The organism is Roseibium sediminis (assembly GCF_008711325.1).
Taxonomy (GTDB): domain Bacteria; phylum Pseudomonadota; class Alphaproteobacteria; order Rhizobiales; family Stappiaceae; genus Roseibium; species Roseibium sediminis.
This window is the reverse complement of record NZ_VXDB01000046.1, coordinates 1-16,826: the sequence shown is the minus strand read 5'-3', so window position 1 is coordinate 16,826 and position 16,826 is coordinate 1. Positions and strand designations below refer to the sequence as shown.

Sequence of the window (16,826 nt, the reverse complement as noted above, 5' to 3'; positions counted from 1 at the left end):
AAGCCAGTGAATCAGAAATCATCCAACAGCGCGAGGTTTTTGCGGGTGTCCAGCTCAGCCTCGGAGAGCGCCAGCATAGTTTCCCGCAGATGGGTTTTATCTATCATTATATTTTCTCTAGGTTTTTGGAATTGTTCCGACCCCAACAACGGCCAAGCCCGCAAACTTGACAGATAGGTGCGAAAGTGATCGGAAATGCCCCCTTAACCTAGTCGCTCTGCGCAACTCTCTCTAGGGCAACAGCATCAACAAATTCGTGAACTGAAACAGACTTTCATTTTTAGACCCATTGTCGACGCGCTCGGCGATCTGCTTCGAGCCAGTCGTTCGTCAGGCGTCCACTGCCTGCAACAGGGGAATCCATTGCCCGCGCGCCTCCGCAGAGCGTGCATCAGAGGTATCAAAGATGGAGGTTCCATCGCAGGCATGGCGGGCATAAACAACGCGGTCGGCGATACGGCCCAGCACAGGATAGCCTTTTGCAGCAAACATCTGCTCCAGTTCAGCCAATTGTCCGGAACTGCGATTGACCCGATTGGCAATCACATGAATGTCGGCTTTGCCTTTGCGCACGCGCTTGATCTCGGAAATCCGATCCAGAAACTTCAGCGTGGCGTTCCAATCGAAGACGGACGGCAGCACGGGAACGACAATATCAGACGCTTCTGCAATCAGGGTCTTGGCATGGTCGGTATTCAGACCACCCGGCCCGTCAATGACGATGGTATCCAGATCATCTGTCCCCGCTCCGATTGATCCTGCCTTGGTCCAGTTCAGAGGCATGATCCTGCGGCTTTTGTCAGGCCGACGTTTCAGCCACCCCAGGCTGGATTTCTGCCGATCGGCATCTGCCAACGCAACATCCTCACCGCGAGCAGCAAAGGCTGCAGCAAGATTCGTTGCAATTGTCGTCTTGCCGCATCCGCCCTTTGCATTCAAAACGAGAATTCTTCGCATCCCCACACCCCGTTTTTCCGACAAACGCTCCCAATTTGCGCAAGTCTGAAGCAGAATAGGTGCACATTTTGCGCTTCATCAAGGCCCATAACCGTAATTGTTGCCATTTCGTGGCGACAACGAAATCCGATTAGGGTATAGCTCCTGCTCACCATGGATGTGATTACAAAGACCTCAGATCTCGCCGCTGCCTGCAAGCGTCTTTCCGCACACGATTACGTGACGGTCGACACCGAATTTTTGCGGGAGTCAACTTTCTGGCCCAAGTTGTGCGTCATTCAGATGGCAGGCCCGGACATGGCCTTCATCGTGGATGCGCTGGCCCCCGGCCTGTCGCTCGATCCGTTCTTCGAACTGATGGGTGATACGAGCGTGATAAAGGTATTTCACGCCGCCCGGCAGGACATCGAGATCGTCTTTCATCTTGGAAAACTCATCCCCGCCCCGCTGTTTGATACGCAGGTCGCGGCAATGGTCTGCGGCTTCGGCGATTCCATTTCCTATGACCAGCTCGTCTACAAGGTCACGGGAGCAAAGATCGACAAGTCTTCCCGTTTCACAGACTGGGCACGCCGACCGTTGACCAGCAAGCAGCTGGAATATGCGCTGGCGGATGTGACCCATCTGCGCGATGCCTACCAGTTCCTGAAGGCAAATCTGGCTGAACAGAACCGCACAAACTGGGTGCAGGACGAGATGAAGATCCTGTCGTCCGAAGGCACCTACCGGACCGATCCGGAAAACGCCTGGCAACGGCTGAAGATGCGCGTCCGCAAGCCGATCGAGCTGGCCGTGATGATGGAAGTTGCCGCCTGGCGTGAACGCGAGGCCCAGTCGCGCGATGTTCCGCGCAACCGCGTGATCAAGGACGACGCGATCTACGAAATTGCTTCCCAGCAGCCGGACACGCAGGAAGCCCTTTCGCGTCTTCGCACCATCCCGAAGGGATTTGAGCGCTCACGCGCAGGCGATGAAATCATGAAGGCCGTTCAGCGTGCCAAGGCGCTGCCGAAAGACAAGATGCCGCGCCTGCCCAAGGGCAAACCGGCACCGGACGGATCCGCAGCAGCTGTGGACCTCTTGAAGGTCCTCCTGAAACTGGTCAGCGAAGCTCATGGCGTTGCGGCAAAGGTCATTGCGACGGTCGATGATCTTGAAAAGATTGCAGCAGACGACAACGCCGATGTCGCCGCCCTTCAGGGCTGGCGCCGGGAGTTGTTCGGGGACGTCGCCCTGAAGCTTAAGCGCGGCGATGTCGCCCTTGCCTTCCAGGGTCGACAGATAGTCGCGATCGAGCAAACTGCAAAGCCGGAAGATGACACGGCTGACGACGAAAAGGTAACTCAAGCCGCCGAATAGGCTTGAGACTTCCTTTGGACATTCAGAAAGCGCGCAATGGATACATGCGTGTCCACCGAGCTGTCATCGCCGAGACTACCCCTCGATCACAACCCGCGCGTCGTTTGCCTTGACCACCTTGGCAAATTGGGACAGGCGCTTGCGCAGCCGTTCGCCATCAAAAGGCTCAAGTTGCCCCGGAAGCGACAGGACGATGTCGTTTTCGATCTTGCGCAGCGAAATCAGAGGCAGGTTGCCAGCCATCGACGCGCTGAGAAGAGACGCGACCCGAAGCACCGCACCAAGTATCTTCGCGCGTACCTTCAGCCTGTCTGTGAAAAGCTGGCGGATAACCGTCGAAAGCGCTCCTTCGCCAAGCCCCTGATGGCGGTAGAACACGGCGGCCGCAAGATAGGCGCGGCCTGCATGATCGAGGCCCACAAAGGCCGCGTTTGAAATGATGTTCAGGCTCTGCTCGCCGCGATAGTCAGGATGCGCCCGCCAGCCGATATCGGACAAGAGACACGCCGCATGCCGAAGCCTGCGCTCATAGTCGGTCTCGGTGACATCCAGTTCCGCAAAGATCGCATCCGTCCAGGTAATCAGCTCTTCGCAGTGCTTGGGTGATCGGGCCCGCAACATGCACAACTCACGCGCCGCCTCGATGACCGGATCCTGCGCCTGAATATCCTCTGGCAGATGCTCGTGCAGCAACCCTTCGCGCACACCGGTCGCAGAAAACACGACCCGGTCCGCTTTCATGGACTTGAGTACCTGTTCAAGGACCACAGCTCCAAACGGCACCAGACCACGGCGCTGCTTTGACACCGCGTCTGCATTCTTGACCCCGTCAAGATCCGCCGTCTGAATGGAGCGGCAAAAGGCGATCGCTTCTTCCGCCGGAACTTCATAATTGTGCATCACATGAAGCGGATAGTTGTTCTGCTCCAGATGCAGGCGGCCAAGGGATCGCCACGTCCCGCCAACCGCAAAGAACGTGCGTTCGCCATTTGCCATGGTCGGCCAGACGAAATCGCGAAGGCAATCCTCCGTGATGGACCGTGCCTTGTCGATCTTGTTGTCAGCCATTTCGCACAAACGAAGACCGCCAAGCGGGAACGTTGCCCCCTGCCCCGGGTTCTTGCCATTGACTTCGACCAGCTCAAGGCTGCCGCCGCCCAGATCACCCACGACACCGCGCGGCTTCCAGAAACCGGCAATCACGCCCAGCGCCGAATAATGCGCCTCTTCGCCGCCATCCAGAATACGGACCGGCACACCGAGGATCTCCTCGGCATTTTGAACAAACTGCGCTCCATTGCTGGCATCGCGCACCGCCGCCGTCGCAATCACATAGGTGTCTTTCACCCCAATATGCTTGCTCAACGCATGAAACCGCTTGAAGGCAGACAAGGCCCGCGCGACGGAATCGTCAGCCAGCTTGCCTGTTGCCGCCACGCCCTTGCCAAGACCCGCGAGGGTCTTTTCATTGAACAGCATGGTCGGCGTTCGTGCCTCGCGTTCATAAACCACGAGACGAACCGAGTTGGACCCGATATCGACGACCGCAATAGGGCCGGTACCGTTCAATCGACCACGGCTCGGTTCTTGGGAAGCTACCATATCAACCCCGTTTCGGGCGTTTGGAGAACGGCCGGGGCCGATCACTCTTCAACGACTTGCCGCGTCCGGACAAAGACGGGTTGGTCATGAAATACTTGTGCGCATTGAAGGGTTCTTCGCTGGCATTCGGCATGATCCGTTCGTGAGCCCCGTTAGGCAGGATGCGCCAGCTTTGCTGATTGTCCTTCAAGTTGGCAACCATGATCTGATCCAGAACCTGCTCATGCACAGTTGCCGTCAACAGCGGCGTGAGAACCTCCACCCGCCGATCAATGTTGCGCGGCATCAGATCGGCCGATCCGATATATACATGCGCATTGGGGGACGGAAGCCCATGTCCGTTGCCAAAGCAAAAAATTCGTGAATGTTCGAGAAACCGCCCAACGATTGATTTCACACGGATATTTTCAGAAAGCTCCGGAATTCCGGGCCTCAGGCAACAAATACCGCGAATGATCAGGTCAACCTGAACGCCTGCGCAGCTCGCCTCATAAAGCGCATCGATGATCTCCGGATCGACCAGCGAGTTCATCTTCATCCAGATCTGCGCGGGCCGACCCGCCTTTGCATGCTCGATTTCAGCCCGCGTGAGGGCAAGCATCTTGTCGCGCAGGTTCACTGGCGACACCATCAGGTGTTTCAGTTCCCCCGGTTCCGCATATCCGGTGATGTAGTTGAAGACACGTGCGGCATCGCGCGCTATCTCCGGATCATCGGTAAAGAACGACAAATCCTCATAGATCCGTGCCGTTATCGGGTGATAATTGCCTGTCCCGATGTGGCAGTAGGTCTTCAGCTGACCATGCTCGCGCTTGACCACCATGGAAAGCTTGGAGTGGGTTTTCAGCTCAATGAAGCCAAAAACAACTTGAACCCCGGCACGCTCCAGATCGCGCGCCCACTTGATATTCGCTTCCTCGTCAAACCGCGCTTTCAGTTCAACAAGAGCCGTAACGGACTTGCCCGCCTCCGCGGCCTCGGCCAGTGCCTTCACGATCGGCGAATTGTTGGAAGTCCGGTAGAGCGTTTGCTTGATTGCCACCACATCCGGATCGCGCGCGGCCTGCCTCAGATACTGAACCACCACGTCGAAGGATTCATACGGGTGGTGGACGATGATGTCCTTCTGCTGAATGGCCGCGAAGCAGTTTCCGCCATGCTCACGAATGCGTTCCGGGAACCGGGCTGTGTACGGGTCGAATTTCAGGTCCTTGCGTTCAAGGTCAACCAGCTGGGAGAGGTTGTTGAGTGCCAGAAGGCCGTCGGCCTGAAAAGTCTCCTCTTCACCGACATTCAACGCATCTGCCACGAATTCCTGCAGGGCATGGGGCGTAGTGTCCTGAATTTCCAGACGGATTACCGAACCGCGGCGCCGACGCTTCAGCGCGCTTTCGAACAGGCGCACCAGATCTTCGGCTTCTTCCTCAATCTCGATATCGCTGTCGCGGATGATGCGGAATGCACCCTGCCCGCGAATTTCATGACCGGGAAACAGCCGGTCGATGAAAAGACCGACGGTTCGCTCCACCGCAATGAACCGCGCAGCCCCCTTGGGGCCGTCCGGCAGTCGCACAAAGCGGTCGAGCTGGGAAGGAATGCGCAACAAGGCAATCCGCTCCGGACCACCACGGAACGGGACGAGTTCAAAGACAATGGAAAAACCGAGATTTGGAATGAACGGAAACGGGTGCGCCGGATCAATGGCCAGCGGCGTCAGAACCGGGAAAATATAGGACAGGAAGTATTCTTCCAACCACGCCAGCTCTTCCTTGCTGAGATCCTGTGTGCGGACCGTCTCAATCCCGTGGCTGGCAATCTCTGAGCGCAGCTCCCGCCACATCTGTTGCTGTGTTGCCTGAAGTGTGCTGACAGCTGCGCCGATCCGTTGCAGCTGCTCGCCTGCCGTCAGTCCATCATCGGAGAGTTCCGCAACCGCTGCCCGCTGGTGCCCCATGAGCCCGGCGACCCGGACCATGAAGAATTCATCGAGATTGTTGGCAGAAATGGAGAGAAAGCGAAGGCGCTCAAGCAGCGGGTGGTTCCGGTTCATGGATTCTTCCAGAACCCGGTGATTGAACTGGAGCCATGACAGCTCCCGGTTCATGAACCGCGCCGGAGAATTCCGCAGGTCCGCTCCGCTTGCAAACACATCATTCGTGACAGAAATCGGTGCCTTTGTCGCAGCTTCGAATGCTTCGGTCAGATCGATGGTCTCGTTCATGGTCCCTCTGCAGTTTTCTGCCCAGCTTGCCTGTACCGAAATCCCGCCTCGGGATCCTATACCTGCGGTCGCGGTGCCAACCTACGGCAACTATTGTTGCCAGCTTATTACCCCGCCTGCACGCGATCCAGCACTCTGCCCGCCAATTGCTTGGTTATTTTGACGCGCCCGGCCAATGCTTCCCGGTCGATGGCATCGACAGCTGCATTGGCTACTCCAAGAGAACGCTCCATTCGAACGACCAGATAGTCGATCACTCCCATGTCGACAGCAAGCTGCCGGTCGGCGAAAAGCTTGAACAGGACCTGCCGCAGGAGGTCGTCATCCGGCTCCAGAATTTCGACCGGTGTTGCAGCCCGAAGGCGCGACATGAGATCGGGCAGCCGGATTTTCCAGGCAGCAGGCCATGTCCGGCTGGTGATCAGCACATGGGCATTCGCCTGACGCGCTGCATTCAGCAGATGGAACAAGGCAGTCTCGTTCACCCCGCCATGGGTGTCTTCAACGACGACCGCTCCACTTGCCACCAGATCAGGGACGATGGCCTCTGTCAGATCACCTGCGTCTATGACGGAGGCACCGCTGTCGGCACGGAAGGCTTCCACGAGATGGGTTTTCCCTGCCCCCACAGGGCCGGCAAGGATCACCACCGGCGACGGCCAGTTCGGCCAGCTTTCCAGCAGCTCGTAGGCGGCCTGATTGGATCTTCCGACAAGATAGTCATCACGACCAAGCGCCGCCTCATGCGGCAGGTTCAACGGAAGTTGTTGCGGGGGTTCCGCCATTACTGTCAACGCCTACTCATCTTCCGCGACCTCACGTGGCCGGGTACCGGTATACAACGGGCTCGCTAGGTACTGTCTCAAGCCGAAGCGCGCAAGCACGCCGATCATTGCCGCAGCGGGAACGGCGATCAACATCCCCACAAATCCAAAGAGATATCCAAAGGCAAAAAGGGCAAACATCAGGGTGACAGGATGGAGGCCGGTGCTCTCTCCAACCAGCTTCGGCTGAAGGATATTTCCCTCCAGAAACTGGCCGACAGCAAAGATTCCACCGACCACAAGGATCCAGGGCCAGTCGGGCCAAAACTGCACCAGAGCCACTCCGAGCGACACCAGGAAGCCGAGCCCGGCACCAACAAAGGGGATAAAGCTGACAAGTCCCGCCCCCATGCCTATCAACAGGCCGAAATTGAGCCCGACAACACCCAGAGCAATCGCATAGAACAGCCCGAGAATGACGCAGACCGACACCTGACCCCGCACGAAACCGGCGACAGCAAGATCCATCTCGCGGGCAAGGCCGCGGATTTCCCCAACATGATCACGCGGCAGCCAGCTGTCGATCCGCGCCACCATGTGGTCCCAGTCAAGCAGCAGGTAGAAGGCAACAACCGGGGTGATCACGAACAGCGAAATGATGGACAGCAGGGCCTGCCCGCCACTCCACAGGGACTGCGCAAGTTTCCCGATCCAGGTTGCGCCCTGCCCCAGCAAGTTGGTGAAGGAAGATTGCAGGTCTTCCGCACTCATTCCGGCGGCCATTGCCAACCGCTCGATCAGATCGCGGCTGATTAGATCCTGAAGCTTGCGAATGAGATCGGGGAAATGCTCGAGAAAATTCGCCAGCTGATTTCCCAGAACCGGCAGGATCAACAGGAAAAACAGGACAAGAACCAGAATGAAACTGAACAGGATCGTGAGCGTTGCCCACAGGCGTTTCATGCCCATGGCTTCAAGCCGGTCGCAGACCGGATCGAGCAGATAGGCAACTGCCATGCCGGCCACGAAGGGCAGCATCACATCCGCGAACACATACATGAAAGCAATAAAGGCAGTCAGGGAAATGACCCAGAACTGAACCTGCCGCCGCAAGGTCATGAATCTCTCCAAAAGAACGCGGATCAAACATCCCGTAGTGATCTGCAGTTAGGTACGAACCACCTATCAGGTCAAGCACAGGGCCGTTTTTCTCGGCGCATATCCCGGTACTCCACATGAACTGCCTCTTGTATTCGGGGGCGGCAAATTGTATGCGCGGCGCACTGATCCTTTTCCTCCAGCCCGGAGAACCGCGAATGAGCCAGGACACCCCCTCCCACAAGGACGGTCAGATCTCGAACGGACTGACCTATGCTGATGCTGGGGTCGACATCGACGCGGGCAATAATCTGGTCAAGCGGATTGCCCCGATGGTCAAGGCGACGTCACGACCCGGCGCAGATAGCGAGATCGGTGGCTTTGGCGGCCTGTTCGACCTGAAGGGCGCAGGCTTCAAGGATCCGGTTCTGGTGGCTGCCAATGACGGTGTCGGCACCAAGCTTAAAATCGCCATCGAGACCGGCCAGCACCGCACAGTCGGCATTGATCTGGTGGCCATGTGCGTGAACGACCTGATAGTTCAGGGCGCCGAACCTCTCTTCTTCCTAGACTATTTCGCAACCGGCGCACTTGATGTCGACACAGCGACTGATGTCGTGGCCGGGATTGCAGATGGCTGCAAGATGGCAGGCGCTGCGCTGATTGGCGGCGAAACAGCCGAGATGCCGGGCATGTATGCCGCTGGCGATTATGATCTGGCCGGATTTGCGGTGGGAGCTGCCGAGCGTGGCACCTTGTTGCCGCGCCCCGACATTGCCGAGGGCGATGTCCTGCTTGGACTGGCCTCATCCGGCGTTCACTCCAACGGCTATTCCATGGTCCGCAAGATCATCGAGATCGCCGGTCTGGAATGGTCCTCAGCCGCTCCGTTCGAAGATGGCAAGACGCTTGGCGAAAGCCTTATGGAGCCGACCCGCATTTATGTGAAGTCGATCCTCTCTGCTTTGAAGACAACCAGCGGCATCAAGGCGCTCGCCCACATCACCGGCGGCGGACTACCGGAAAACCTGCCGCGCGTCCTGCCGAAGAACTGCACGGCGCGCATCGACCTTGCCGCCATCTCCGTCCCGCCCGTCTTCAAGTGGTTGGCCAAGGCAGGCGGCGTTGTTGAGAGCGAAATGCTTCGCACGTTCAACTGCGGCATCGGCATGGTCATCGTTGTCGACAAGGCCGAGGCAGACGCCGTGGCGGCTGCCCTGCAGCAGGTTGGCGAAACCGTTGTGACGCTGGGAGCAATCGAGGCTGGCGGCGAAAAGTCCGTCGCCTTTGACGGAAAGCTGGACCTTGGCGCATGAGCCAGCGCAAGAAGACAGCCATCCTGATTTCCGGTCGCGGCTCCAATATGGGCGCGCTGATCGCTGCCGCACTAAAGCCTGACTATCCGGCGGAAATCGCTCTGGTTGTTTCCAACGTGCCGGATGCCCCCGGTCTTGCCCGTGCAGCGGAATTCGGTATCGCCACTGCGGTCGTCGACCACAAGGCCTATCCGGGCGACCGTGAAGGATTTGAGCGCGCTCTGGACGAAACCCTCAAGGGCCATGGTATCGAGCTGGTTGCCCTGGCCGGGTTCATGCGCTTGCTGACACCCTTCCTCGTGAATGCCTGGTCCAACCGGATGATCAACATACACCCGGCACTCCTGCCCTCGTTCAAGGGCCTGGCCACCCACGAGCGGGCGCTGGAGGAAGGCGTAAAGCTGCATGGAGCAACTGTCCATTTCGTCTCTGCCGAAATGGACGATGGCCCGATGATCATTCAAGGCGCCGTTCCGGTTCTTGATGACGATACGCCGCAAACGCTGGGCAAGCGGGTTCTGGAAGTTGAACACCAGATCTACCCGAAAGCGCTCGCTCTCGTTGCCAGCGGGTCATACAGGCTGAAAGGCCAGCAGGTCGTCCGCACATCCGGTACTGGTGAGCGCGAAGCAGCTGCGCCCCTGATCAATCCGGCGGACTGACGTCAGTCCGCCAGCACATCCAAATAGACAGCTGCAAACCCCTCCAGCAGTTCGTAACAAACGGTCACTTCGCGGGCCTGCGGATCCCAGAAAGCATTTTCCTCTTCACACGCGGACGCCCGGAAGGTCACCGCCTCTGGAAGCTCGTAAAGCGCGTCCATCTCGTCGGCCACGAGCTGAAGTAGTTCGCTTTCCTTCAAGAACACTTCCATGCTGCTGAGACCTGCAGGCGCTGGATCGTATTTGACCGTGATCCGGTTCCCCTTGCTGCCTTCCGGCCTGAGAAACGGGTCTGTCACGATTTCCCAGCTATCGGCGGAAAGAGCATATTCGTCCTCGCATTGATCCAGTCGGTCTTCCGGTAGATCGAGATCGACCGCAAGGTCGCCGAAAGCTTCCCGGTCAGCACCCGCCATCAGGCACAGAATCTGATATCCGCGCTGCTGGTTCAGGTCGTGCTCGTCGTAAAACACCATGCTGTCGATGTCGTCCTCATAGACGGCAAACCAGCCTATCATGGCGTTTGTCAGATAAAGGTCCATGTCCGGGGTGTCGGAAGCAAGCATGGTGACTGTCGCCAGATTGTCGACAGCATCCTCTTCCTGCCCCAGAACCGGCAATCCGAACTCGGACACAAGCATGTGCCCGGCTTCGTGGTAGATCGTGAAAAGCGTGTTTCCACCGACAAATGCAAACAGCTCTTCAAGCTTCTCCGTGGAGAGTTTTGCCAGACGCGTTTCCAAGTCTGTCTTTTGGTCCGCCTGAACGGGTAGACAGGCGCCAGCCAAAACGGCAAGGGCCAGAGCTGGAGCCGCCAAAGCTCTGCTCAACGCAGGGCGCAGGCGGGTTTGTCTAAGGGTTGAAACTGCCGGAATTGTCGAAATCTGCGCCATGGTCTTGCCAATATGAGCTTGTGTTTTTCGACAAGTGTAAAAGGCCAAGTTGCACTTCACCAGCGGGAAACAACCTGCGGACCGGACTTCCGACATGAAAATGTCATCCCCGTCCCCTTGCGAGCGGCGCCGTTGGTCGCTATTAAGGCCGCGATTCTCCAATCGGCGAGACTGGCAACCCAGTTCCAGTTTTCCGGATCCCCGCGCGGGAACTGGAAGGCGGTCGCCTCCCTACAATCAGAAAGAAGAGTTCCATGGCGATTGAACGCACCTTTTCCATGATCAAGCCGGACGCAACCAAGCGCAACCTGACCGGCGCCATCGTCAAGAAGTTCGAAGACGCTGGCCTGCGTGTCGTTGCTTCCAAGCGCGTATGGATGTCCATCCGCGAAGCTGAAGCGTTCTACGCCGTTCACAAAGAGCGTCCGTTCTTCGGCGAACTGACCGAATTCATGTCCTCCGGCCCGACCGTTGTTCAGGTTCTGGAAGGCGAAAACGCAATTGCCAAGAACCGTGAAGTCATGGGCGCAACCAACCCGGCTGATGCTGCTGAAGGCACCATCCGCAAGGAATTCGCCCTGTCCATCGGCGAAAACTCCGTCCACGGTTCCGACGCTCCGGAAACCGCAGCTGAAGAAATCGCATTCTGGTTCTCCGGCACCGAAATCGTCGGCTAATTCCGACCAGCCGAACACATCGTTCGACCACAAGGCCGGTGCGTACAAACGCATCGGCCTTGTTACATTTGGGTACACTTGAATACCAATCTTCGTTCGACCTCTCGCCGGTATGCCCATACGTTTTTCCTGTCACGATCCAGCGACATGGAAAAACACGATGCCTCTTACGAAAGCACTTTCCGGCCCCGTTGCGGGACTTCTTTTCGCCGGTACGGTTCTGTCCCATCCGGCACTGGCCCATGATGGCGATCACCCCATTGCCGGTGAACACGATATCGAACCGGCCTCCTATACCGACGAGTTTCTGAAGCTGCTCGTGCCTGAGGCTGAAGCGGCAGCCGACTTCACGGTAAAGGGGAGCTACCGCTACATTTCGGCAAACGGCTATCCCTACAAGGCACCGGGCAAGTTCCCGAACAGCGGCAATCCGCACACCATTTCCAGGAAGAACTATCAGCTGAAGGTGCCGGTCAATCCGACCCAAAACGGGCGGGCAACGAGCGCAAACGGCACTCCTTTCGGCATTGCCCTCAACGGCGTCCTGTTTGACCCGGCAACGGCAGAGTTCTGGCAGAACAATCGCAGCTCCGGCTGGAACTACGAGGCCAACAGCAAGGCCTGCAAGCTGGGCCTGGACACCTATAACGCCCATGTTCAGCCGGATGGCACATATCACTATCACGGCGTCCCGACAGGTCTGCTGGCCTCTGCAGGCGGCAAGTCCACCCCGGCCCTGATCGGCTATGCCGCTGACGGCTTCCCAATCTACGGCCCCTACGGCTATTCGAACCCAAAGGCCAAATCCTCGATCAGGAAGCTGAACAGCAGTTACCGGGTGAAAGGTGGCACGCGGCCCAGCGGTCCGGGCGGCAAATACAACGGCACCTTTACCCAAGACTGGACCTATGTGGCTGGCAGCGGCGATCTGGATCAGTGCAATGGGCGCTTTGCCGTCACTCCCGAATATCCAAACGGGACCTATCATTATGTCCTGACCGACAGCTTCCCCCATATCCCGCGTTGCTGGATGGGTTCTCCGGACCAGTCTTTCGCACGGCTCAAGGCGCGTGGCGGCGGGCAACGGCGTGGCGATCTGCAAGACGACATGACGCCCGACCTTGAGACTACTGTCATGACCGCTGATCTCATAAGTGAGGAAACAGCTGACCTAATCCTTGCCCAATCCTCCGGCGGACGCGAACGCTTCCTCCTGCCCGGCCAGCACCCGCCTCCCCCCGGTGGCCGCCCGCCACAGGGTTTTGGCCCGCGTGAAGGCGGTCCGCAGGCTGGTGGGCGTCCAGGTGGCAGCGGAGGCAGGTCTCCCTGTAGCGGCAGCTGATCACCCCAAAAGGAATGACCCGTCTCAGGCGGGTTTTTCCAAACTCTATACATATTAATTTCAATATGTTTGAATATTAAGAACTGAAAGGACATATCCGATGAACACTCCTCTGAAACTTGCGACCTACTCTCTTCTCACTGCAACATTGGCCACTAGTTTTTCAGCTGCACCTGCATTCGCGGCAGGCAAGCCGGGCGCTCACTTTGTTGAAAGCTGGGACCTCAATCAGGATGGAAAGGTGACGGCTGAGGAAGCCCGTGAGCGACGTGGGGACGTGTTTGCCTCGTTCGACGCCAATGACGATGGATATCTGGATGCCGAGGAATATGTGTTCTTCGATGAAGCCCGCGCAAATGATCAGAAAAACCATGAAGGACAAGGTCAGGGCAAAGGCCACGGGCAAGGCAAGCGGAATCCGGCCAATAGCATGAAGTTGGAAGTCAACGACACCGACAAGGACGGCAAGGTTTCCCGCGATGAATTTCTTGAAAATGCTGCCAGCTGGATCGCCATGATTGACCGCGATGGCGACGGCGTTGTCACAACGGACGATTTCGGCCCGGGAAAGTAAGGCAAGACCCCGCTCAAATTGTATCGGGAACATTTCTGTCCCTTGACAGTCTGCCCCTGCCCATCAAGGTTGCGCGTTACGAGTGAAACCGGACGCGCAATTCCATGAACAAAGTTGTTTTCCCAAAGACCTTTTCCGCCTGCCCGCATGATTGCCCGTCCACCTGTGCGCTGGATGTGCAGCTCGATGACACCGGACGCCTGAAGCGCCTGAACGGCGCCAGGGACAATGCCTATACGGATGGCGTCATCTGCGCGAAGGTCGCACGCTACGCCGAGCGCCTGTATCACCCAGACCGCCTGCTCAAGCCGCTGCGCCGTGTCGGCAGGAAGGGTGAAAAGCGGTTTGAGGAAATCTCGTGGGACGCGGCGCTTGATCTGATTGCAGAGAAATTCCTGAAAGCGGAAGCCGAGTTTGGCGCCGAAAGCGTGTGGCCCTATCACTACGCGGGCACAATGGGCCTGGTTCAGCGCGATTCCATCCATCGCTTCCGCCATGCCAAGGGCTATTCCCTTCAGTTCGACACCTTCTGCACCAATATGGCCTGGACGGGTTATGTCGCCGGAACCGGTTTGCTGGCAGGCCCGGATCCGCGCGAAATGGCAGTATCGGACCAGATCGTGATCTGGGGCACCAACCCCGTCGCGACACAGGTCAACGTCATGACCCACGCGATCAAGGCCCGAAAACAGCGCGGCGCGCGGATCATCGTCATCGACGTCTATGAAACCGAGACGATGAAACAGGCAGATGTCGGCGTGATCCTGAAGCCGGGAACCGACGGAGCCCTTGCCTGCGCCATCATGCATGTGCTTTTCCGTGATGGCTTTGCCGATTGGGATTATCTGACCCGATACACCGATTGCCCGAATGATCTGGAAGCTCACCTCAAGGACAAGACGCCTGCATGGGCTGCGGCAATCACCGGCTTGGCAGTTGAGAAGATCGAGGACGTTGCCAGACAGATCGGCGAGATCAAACGCACCTTCTTCCGTTTGGGCTATGGCTTTACCCGCTCGCGCAACGGCGCGGTTGGCATGCACGCCGCCAGCTGCATTTCGGCGGTCACCGGCTCATGGCCACTGGAAGGGGCTGGCGCATTCCACAACAACGGCGCGATCTACCGTCTCGACAAATCCATGATCGAGGCTCCAGAGCTCGCCAACCCGGCCACCCGCGCGATCGACCAGAGCCTGATTGGCAGAGCCCTTTGCGGCGATGAGACCGCGCTCCAAGGCGGAGCGCCGGTCAAGGCCATGCTGATCCAGAACACCAATCCAATGTGTGTTGCTCCGGAACAGGAACTGGTGCGCAAGGGGTTTGAACGCGAGGACCTTTTTACCGTGGTCCATGAGCAATTCATGACAGACACGGCGGCCATGGCCGACATTGTTCTTCCGGCCACCCAGTTTCTGGAACATGACGACATCTACAAGGGCGGCGGCCACCAGTATCTCCTCCTCGGCCCGAAGGTGCTGGATGCTCCCGACGCCCCCCGCGAAAACCTCTTTGTGCTCAACGAGCTGGCCAAACGCGTCGGCGCAGCTGAGCATCCCGGCTTTGCCATGACGGCCCGCGAGCATATCGACTGGATGCTGAAAGCCTCCAACTATGGCTCACTGGCGGAACTGGAAGAAAACCGCTGGATTGATCTCCAGCCGAGTTTTGAGGAAGCCCATTACATCAACGGCTTTGGTCATGCGGACGGCAAATTCCATTTCCGCCCGAACTGGGGTGTCACAGCTGCCCCGAACAAGCCCAAGAGCGATCCAATGGGCCCCTGGACAACCATGCCCGATCTACCGGACCACTGGGACAGCATCGAGAGCGCCGACGAAGAGCATCCTTTCCGCCTTGCGACATCTCCCGCCCGCTCCTTCCTCAATTCCTCCTTCAACGAGACACCAAGCTCGGTGAAGAAGGAAGGCGAACGCCCGGAAGTCTGGATTGGCTCAAAAGACGCGGAAAAACTCGGCATTACTGAGGGCGCAAAGGTGCAGATGGGCAACAAGCGCGGTGTTGTAACCCTCCATGCCCGTCTGAAGGACACCCTCGCCCCCGGCACGGTAATTTCGGAAGGCCTTTGGGCCAATGACAGCTTTGAAGACGGCAAGGGCATCAATACCCTCACCGGCGCTGACCCCGCCGCCCCCTATGGCGGCGCTGCGTTTCACGACACGGCGGTCTGGATCAGGGCGATAGCGTAACCGCAAGAGCGCTGCCCCGGACACCGATCCGGGGCCTGCACCAATTACGAAAAGGTCCCGGGTCAAGCCCGGGACGGCGACGAGAGCCAATAGCTTTCAACATCCTCCAGACGTCATCCCCGACTTGATCGGGAATCCAATATGCCGAACAGCCTGGCACATCATAACTGGGTCATTCCGAGAGCGGCCAGTCTTCGTGCCAACGTTTGTCATCTCGGTTTCAATGGATCCCCGATCAAGTCGGGGATGACGCTCCGAGGATGAGGCAACTTTCGACGCATATCGGCTTGGATCAGGACAGTGAAGTGATAATCACAAAACTTACCTTTGGGTAATTTCTTTATTGTACACAGCTATATTATATATCAGCACGTATAAAGCATATATACATGATCAAACGCGTTCCCTATTTGGCTTTTTTTACGGCCATTGGATTTCTTATCGGATACATAATCTTAAATTCAGCAGCAACCAGCAGGAATGCCGCTTACTTACTGCTTACATTCGCAGCTTTCACAATTTTCGCAAAGCATGCAATTATGCATTTTCTCACAAATCGCTATAAATGCCAAAATATAAATACATTAAATTATTCCAGAAAAGAAAATCATAACATCATAAACGAAAAATCACTGGACGAACTTCAATCATATATTGACGTCGATGCGTCTACTATTACCCCATTGGCACAACTTACGCACCTATATATCCAGCATTCAAATATACAACTGACGGAAACACCAAGCCTTATTCAGAACATCCACTTCCCTACAGATGAAACTGAACTCTGCTTAGAAGCTGCTTTCGTTTTGCGACACAAATCGGGTGCTCGGAAAATTACTTTCCGCGGAACTCCGTCAGACGCTCTCATCAATGTTGAAGACATAGATGAGAGAACGGGGAACGTTAAAAAAATTAGAATTTCCCAATCAATTAACGTTGAAACAGATAATCAAAGAATGCGGGCTCTAAGGCAGTTGGTTAGTTCATTTGGAGCAGAAAATCAGGCCAACTAAAAGAAGACCACTACTCCCAAACGTCATCCCCGACTTGATCGGGGATCCAATATGCCGAGCAGCCTGGCACATCATAACTGGGTTGACCTTGCCCCGAGATCCCGGACCAGGAGCTTATTTGATTATGCCGCGATCTTG

General features: G+C 57.1%; 14 protein-coding genes. 8 read left to right on the top strand and 6 right to left on the bottom strand.

Annotation, left to right across the window (positions count from 1 at the left end; all coding sequences use genetic code 11):
* Positions 1–330: 330 nt before the first annotated feature.
* Complete coding sequence (locus F0155_RS22200) at positions 331–957, bottom strand: ParA family protein (protein WP_150526762.1); 627 nt, start codon at positions 955–957, stop codon at positions 331–333.
* 159 nt (positions 958–1,116) lie between these two features.
* Between F0155_RS22200 and rnd the strand changes: the two genes are divergently transcribed.
* Entirely contained in the window at positions 1,117–2,316 is a 1,200-nt protein-coding gene (gene rnd, locus F0155_RS22195; protein ID WP_208999415.1) for a ribonuclease D, read from the top strand.
* Between the two features lie 75 nt (positions 2,317–2,391).
* Here rnd and F0155_RS22190 read toward each other — a convergent pair whose 3' ends face one another.
* The 4 genes from F0155_RS22190 to F0155_RS22175 all read right to left on the bottom strand — a co-directional run bounded on the left by F0155_RS22190 (position 2,392) and on the right by F0155_RS22175 (position 8,022).
* Positions 2,392–3,918 (bottom strand): Ppx/GppA phosphatase family protein, encoded by a 1,527-nt coding sequence (locus F0155_RS22190; RefSeq protein WP_150526760.1) that lies wholly within the window; start codon positions 3,916–3,918, stop codon positions 2,392–2,394.
* A gap of 1 nt (position 3,919) precedes the next feature.
* Entirely contained in the window at positions 3,920–6,139 is a 2,220-nt protein-coding gene (locus F0155_RS22185) for an RNA degradosome polyphosphate kinase (RefSeq protein WP_150526759.1), read from the bottom strand.
* Between the two features lie 107 nt (positions 6,140–6,246).
* Entirely contained in the window at positions 6,247–6,924 is a 678-nt protein-coding gene (locus F0155_RS22180) for a P-loop NTPase family protein (protein ID WP_150526758.1), read from the bottom strand.
* 12 nt (positions 6,925–6,936) lie between these two features.
* Positions 6,937–8,022, bottom strand: a complete 1,086-nt coding sequence (locus F0155_RS22175) for an AI-2E family transporter (protein ID WP_150526757.1) — start codon at positions 8,020–8,022, stop codon at positions 6,937–6,939.
* Between the two features lie 197 nt (positions 8,023–8,219).
* Here F0155_RS22175 and purM point away from each other — a divergent pair, with 197 nt between their 5' ends.
* The gene (purM, locus tag F0155_RS22170; RefSeq protein ID WP_150526756.1) at positions 8,220–9,317 is read left to right on the top strand and encodes a phosphoribosylformylglycinamidine cyclo-ligase; all 1,098 of its coding nucleotides are present in this window, start codon (positions 8,220–8,222) and stop codon (positions 9,315–9,317) included.
* Complete coding sequence (gene purN / locus F0155_RS22165; protein ID WP_150526755.1) at positions 9,314–9,979, top strand: phosphoribosylglycinamide formyltransferase; 666 nt, start codon at positions 9,314–9,316, stop codon at positions 9,977–9,979. Before purM ends, purN begins: the two co-directional genes overlap by 4 nt.
* Positions 9,980–9,981: 2 nt before the next feature.
* On the opposite strand, the gene F0155_RS22160 is transcribed toward purN, so the two are convergent.
* On the bottom strand, positions 9,982–10,872 hold the full coding sequence (locus F0155_RS22160) for a DUF4344 domain-containing metallopeptidase (protein ID WP_150526754.1): 891 nt from the start codon (positions 10,870–10,872) through the stop codon (positions 9,982–9,984).
* A gap of 254 nt (positions 10,873–11,126) precedes the next feature.
* Between F0155_RS22160 and ndk the strand changes: the two genes are divergently transcribed.
* The 5 genes from ndk (at position 11,127) to F0155_RS22135 (ending at position 16,688) form a co-directional block, all read left to right on the top strand.
* Complete coding sequence (gene ndk, locus F0155_RS22155) at positions 11,127–11,549, top strand: nucleoside-diphosphate kinase (RefSeq protein ID WP_150526753.1); 423 nt, start codon at positions 11,127–11,129, stop codon at positions 11,547–11,549.
* A 160-nt stretch (positions 11,550–11,709) separates the two neighbouring features.
* Complete coding sequence (locus tag F0155_RS22150) at positions 11,710–12,891, top strand: YHYH protein (RefSeq protein WP_150526752.1); 1,182 nt, start codon at positions 11,710–11,712, stop codon at positions 12,889–12,891.
* 100 nt (positions 12,892–12,991) lie between these two features.
* The gene (locus F0155_RS22145; protein WP_150526751.1) at positions 12,992–13,465 is read left to right on the top strand and encodes an EF-hand domain-containing protein; all 474 of its coding nucleotides are present in this window, start codon (positions 12,992–12,994) and stop codon (positions 13,463–13,465) included.
* 104 nt (positions 13,466–13,569) lie between these two features.
* Positions 13,570–15,672: a molybdopterin-dependent oxidoreductase gene (locus F0155_RS22140; RefSeq protein ID WP_150526750.1), complete on the top strand. Its 2,103-nt coding sequence runs from the start codon at positions 13,570–13,572 to the stop codon at positions 15,670–15,672.
* Between the two features lie 389 nt (positions 15,673–16,061).
* Complete coding sequence (locus F0155_RS22135; protein ID WP_150526749.1) at positions 16,062–16,688, top strand: hypothetical protein; 627 nt, start codon at positions 16,062–16,064, stop codon at positions 16,686–16,688.
* Positions 16,689–16,826 lie beyond the last annotated feature (138 nt).

Excerpts from the sequence above, each read along its gene's own strand:
- F0155_RS22190 (WP_150526760.1), bottom strand. The coding sequence starts at position 3,918 with ATGGTAGCTTCCCAAGAACCGAGCCGTGGTCGATTGAACGGTACCGGC.
- F0155_RS22185 (WP_150526759.1), bottom strand. The coding sequence starts at position 6,139 with ATGAACGAGACCATCGATCTGACCGAAGCATTCGAAGCTGCGACAAAG.
- F0155_RS22200 (WP_150526762.1), bottom strand. The coding sequence starts at position 957 with ATGCGAAGAATTCTCGTTTTGAATGCAAAGGGCGGATGCGGCAAGACG.
- F0155_RS22145 (WP_150526751.1), top strand. The coding sequence starts at position 12,992 with ATGAACACTCCTCTGAAACTTGCGACCTACTCTCTTCTCACTGCAACA.
- ndk (WP_150526753.1), top strand. The coding sequence starts at position 11,127 with ATGGCGATTGAACGCACCTTTTCCATGATCAAGCCGGACGCAACCAAG.
- purN (WP_150526755.1), top strand. The coding sequence starts at position 9,314 with ATGAGCCAGCGCAAGAAGACAGCCATCCTGATTTCCGGTCGCGGCTCC.
- F0155_RS22180 (WP_150526758.1), bottom strand. The coding sequence starts at position 6,924 with ATGGCGGAACCCCCGCAACAACTTCCGTTGAACCTGCCGCATGAGGCG.
- F0155_RS22150 (WP_150526752.1), top strand. The coding sequence starts at position 11,710 with ATGCCTCTTACGAAAGCACTTTCCGGCCCCGTTGCGGGACTTCTTTTC.
- purM (WP_150526756.1), top strand. The coding sequence starts at position 8,220 with ATGAGCCAGGACACCCCCTCCCACAAGGACGGTCAGATCTCGAACGGA.
- F0155_RS22175 (WP_150526757.1), bottom strand. The coding sequence starts at position 8,022 with ATGACCTTGCGGCGGCAGGTTCAGTTCTGGGTCATTTCCCTGACTGCC.
- F0155_RS22140 (WP_150526750.1), top strand. The coding sequence starts at position 13,570 with ATGAACAAAGTTGTTTTCCCAAAGACCTTTTCCGCCTGCCCGCATGAT.
- F0155_RS22135 (WP_150526749.1), top strand. The coding sequence starts at position 16,062 with ATGATCAAACGCGTTCCCTATTTGGCTTTTTTTACGGCCATTGGATTT.
- F0155_RS22160 (WP_150526754.1), bottom strand. The coding sequence starts at position 10,872 with ATGGCGCAGATTTCGACAATTCCGGCAGTTTCAACCCTTAGACAAACC.